Annotated in this window: 3 protein-coding genes; 1 reads left to right on the plus strand and 2 read right to left on the minus strand. The window is 36.7% G+C overall.

Going from position 1 to position 3,576, the window contains the following annotated elements; all coding sequences use genetic code 11:
- Positions 1-282 precede the first annotated feature (282 nt).
- Both rph and AC3DU7_RS28630 read right to left on the minus strand, forming a co-directional pair.
- On the minus strand, positions 283-1,008 hold the full coding sequence (gene rph, locus AC3DU7_RS28625) for a ribonuclease PH (protein WP_488042650.1): 726 nt from the start codon (positions 1,006-1,008) through the stop codon (positions 283-285).
- Between the two features lie 30 nt (positions 1,009-1,038).
- Positions 1,039-1,593, minus strand: a complete 555-nt coding sequence (locus tag AC3DU7_RS28630; protein ID WP_488042651.1) for an adenylate kinase — start codon at positions 1,591-1,593, stop codon at positions 1,039-1,041.
- 713 nt (positions 1,594-2,306) lie between these two features.
- Here AC3DU7_RS28630 and AC3DU7_RS28635 point away from each other — a divergent pair.
- On the plus strand, positions 2,307-2,843 hold the full coding sequence (locus tag AC3DU7_RS28635) for a P-loop NTPase family protein (protein WP_488042652.1): 537 nt from the start codon (positions 2,307-2,309) through the stop codon (positions 2,841-2,843).
- Positions 2,844-3,576 lie beyond the last annotated feature (733 nt).

The following is a 3,576-nucleotide window of genomic DNA, read 5'->3' on the forward strand; positions in this document are numbered from 1 at the left end:
TTCTTCCTTCTTCCTTACCTTCTCTATACAATACCGATGCTACCGGACATGATATGACTTCGTTATACCATGCATGAAAAAAGAATGTTACGAATAATAAGCACCAGAAAAAGTCTTTATACAGAAAGTCTATTTGACGAAAAAAATAATTTACAACATCAAAAATGGTATTAAATCTATTCTAATACGACTCCTGGATTCTGAATTCTGTTTGCGGAGCATTCCGTAGGAAATTCTAAGAAATACCCCAACTATTTGTAGCAAACATTTATCAATTTGATATTAAACTGGATATGATATAACTTGACGTTGAGCTACAAATAGCTCTTGAATTCCTGCTTCTGCTAAATCTAAAATTTGATTAAGTTGAGTACGACTAAAGCTACCTGCTTCTGCTGTTCCCTGAACTTCAATTAAAGCAGGTTTATCATTCATCACCACATTAAAATCAATTTCTGCAGCTACATCTTCAGTGTAATTCAAATCCAAAAATTCTTTCCCCTCCAATAACCCCACTGAAACAGCAGCAACTTGATGCAAAATAGGCGATCGCTCCAACTCTCCCTGCTCCATCAACTTGTTAATAGCATTTGCCACTGCCACAAACCCCCCAGTAATAGAAGTAGTACGAGTACCCGCATCTGCTTGCAAAACATCAGTATCTACTATAATAGTGCGTTCCCCTAATAAATTCAGATCCAGGGATGCTCTCAGACTACGTCCGATTAATCTTTGAATTTCTTGAGTGCGCCCAGAAAGTTTCATAAATTCTCGTTGTTGGCGTTGGGGAGTTGCACCAGGTAACATTCTATATTCTGCAGTTAACCAACCCTTTCCCGTATCTACCAAAAATTTAGGTACTCCTGGTTGGATGGTGGCAGTGCAAAGTACCTTTGTATCGCCACACTTAGTTAAAACAGAACTTGTGGCAAATTTAGTATAATCTAACTCAAAACTGATAGGACGTAATTTATCTGGTTGTCTACCATCAGGACGTTGCCAAGACATAGATATCTTAAAAATTGATTAATTAATAAACTACTGAGAATTAAGTTGTTGTAATATTTCTTGTTGGACTTGGGTAACTTGTTGTTCCCCATCAATAGTGAGTAATCTTTGACGATATTCATAATATTCCAAAATAGGAATAGTACGCTCATAGAATAATTCTACCCGACGTCGCACAATTTCTGGGTCATCATCAGCACGCGATCGCTGTAGACATCGATTCATAAGTATCTCCTCAGATACCTGTAAATAAATTGCCCAGTTTAGCTTTTGCCCTAAATCATCTAATAAAAAATTTAGTTCTTCCGCCTGAAAAGCAGTTCTCGGATAACCGTCAATTAACCAACCCTGGCTAACATCAGACTGTAAAAGTCGTTGACGAACAAACTGGATCATTGTTTGGTCTGGTACTAACTCCCCCTTTTCTACATAAAGCTGCGCCATCTGGCCTAATTTTGTTTGAAAAGCGATCGCCTCTCTGAGTAAATCGCCAATAGAAATTAAAGGAATTTGTAAATGATTACATAACCATTGTGCTTGAGTTCCTTTCCCGGCACCTGGACCACCTAATATTATTAGTCTCACAGTCTCTCAACTTAATTAATCACTCGATTATTTTATACATGTATATAGAAGCATTAATTGATCTATCAAAAATTCAGAATAATAGACATCTGGTGATAATCAAAAATTAAATCAATCCCATACGCATAAATCATGAATTCTTTTCCCCTACTCCCTACTCCCTCTTTTCCGGAGAGGTCTAATAGATATAGCAATGTGTGCTGGCTTGCTTTACAAATTTCAGGAACTGTCCAATAGCTAAAAGTTTTATATCATCAGCTTTTTATCCCCCCCTACTGCCTCTCTTGGTCAGCATTCCGCAAGCGAGCTGTCGGCGGCGCGGGGTCCGACCGCTATTGCCTACTGCCAAATGAGCTGCGCAAAGCGCTATATATAACCCATCTGGTATCTTTAGTCATAATCCATAATGTATTAGCATTCCTAAAATTATAGGGTTTTAGGAGTTCCTTATAAGGGATAGCCCTAAAAGGAAGAGGTAATTATCAATTATCAATTATCAATTATCCATTATCAATTATCAATTATCCATTATCCATTATTGAACTATTTCCTTTAATTGGACATACATATAGTGTTAAATTTGTAGTAGAATCACAAAAAGCACTATATATTGTAAAACAAGTATTGTCCTTGGGCAATGTTTCAGTCCAGCTTACAAACTGGAAAAATTCAGTATATTACCAAAAATAGATTTCTAAATTTTAATTCTCATAATGGTTGCACAACTACAAACCCCTTCTCTAAATATTCCTAGCGATCTACCATACACTGTTCCTGGTCTGGTGCAAGTATTTACCAGCGGTCAGCGCAATTTCTTTACTGATGTTATGGCTCAAGCTTTGAGGATAGCTGGCCAAGGAACTCCTGTGTTGATTGTACAGTTTCTCAAAGGAGGAATTCACCAGGGACATGAGCATCCAATGCAACTAGGGCAAAATCTTGATTGGGTTCGTTGTGGTCTTCGTGGTTGTATTGATACGCCGGATGTAGATGAAAGTCAGAAAAATTCACTACTAGAGTTGTGGAGCTATACTCAAAAGATTGTAGATGAAGGAAAGTATGAGTTAGTAGTTCTTGATGAGTTAAGCGTAGCAATTAATTTTGGCTTAATTCCAGATATTGAAGTGATAGAATTTCTAGAAAAACGTCCTGGTAATGTAGATGTAATTTTGACAGGTCCAGATATGCCAGAAGCAATTTTGGACATGGCAGACCAAATTACTAAAATTCGTCGCAGTCATAGGCCATGAAGAAGGCAGAAGGCAGGAGGCAGAAGGGAAAAATGGGGATAGTCTTCAACACCCTACTCCGTGTCTCATAAACCCGAGTAATTTTAAGCACTCTCATTGACAGTAGGATCTTAAACCCCTCATAGAAAATATCGGGAATAAGACTTTAATTAGGGTTTGCGCTCATAAAGTTTTTTGGTAAAGGTAGGAGCCAGAATCGGTGAAGTCAGGAGAAATGGGAATTATAGAAGAAATAGTCAGAAGAATAGTACCTTGATTGTTCTACCATAATCCTCTCAAAATGCTAACTTTTTGAGTATTTAATCTTCTTAGCTTTTGACTTCTGGCTTCTGCCTTAAAATTAGGCGTACCTCATTCCTTTTCTATACTGTGGTATCTTTTTGCAAAAAAATTATAGCAGTCGAAGGAAAGGTTAGGACAGTTCAAAAGTTTAAAACTCAGACAACGTAAGACTTTTCCTTCTTCCTTCTTTCTTCTTCCTTCTTTCTTCTGCTATACATATAGTCACTTAGTTTATAAGTATAGCAATTGTAGTCTAAATTAAAATATTAGAAAAAATTATAGCTATAGATGACTAGTATTTTTCTAATAATATTTCTGTTACTATCGCTACAGTAAAATCAGAAAATTTAGTTATTGAGAATGAAACAAATATTTTTGGCAGTATTGACTGTAGCAACAGTCCTATCCATATCATCACCTGCAAAGTCAAATCAACTTAACGATCTTTACA

The sequence above is a fragment of the Okeania sp. genome (genome assembly GCF_983059655.1).

Bases quoted from the DNA above. Each gene is read 5' to 3' on its own strand.
- rph (WP_488042650.1), bottom strand. From the start codon at position 1,008: ATGTCTTGGCAACGTCCTGATGGTAGACAACCAGATAAATTACGTCCT.
- AC3DU7_RS28635 (WP_488042652.1), top strand. From the start codon at position 2,307: ATGGTTGCACAACTACAAACCCCTTCTCTAAATATTCCTAGCGATCTA.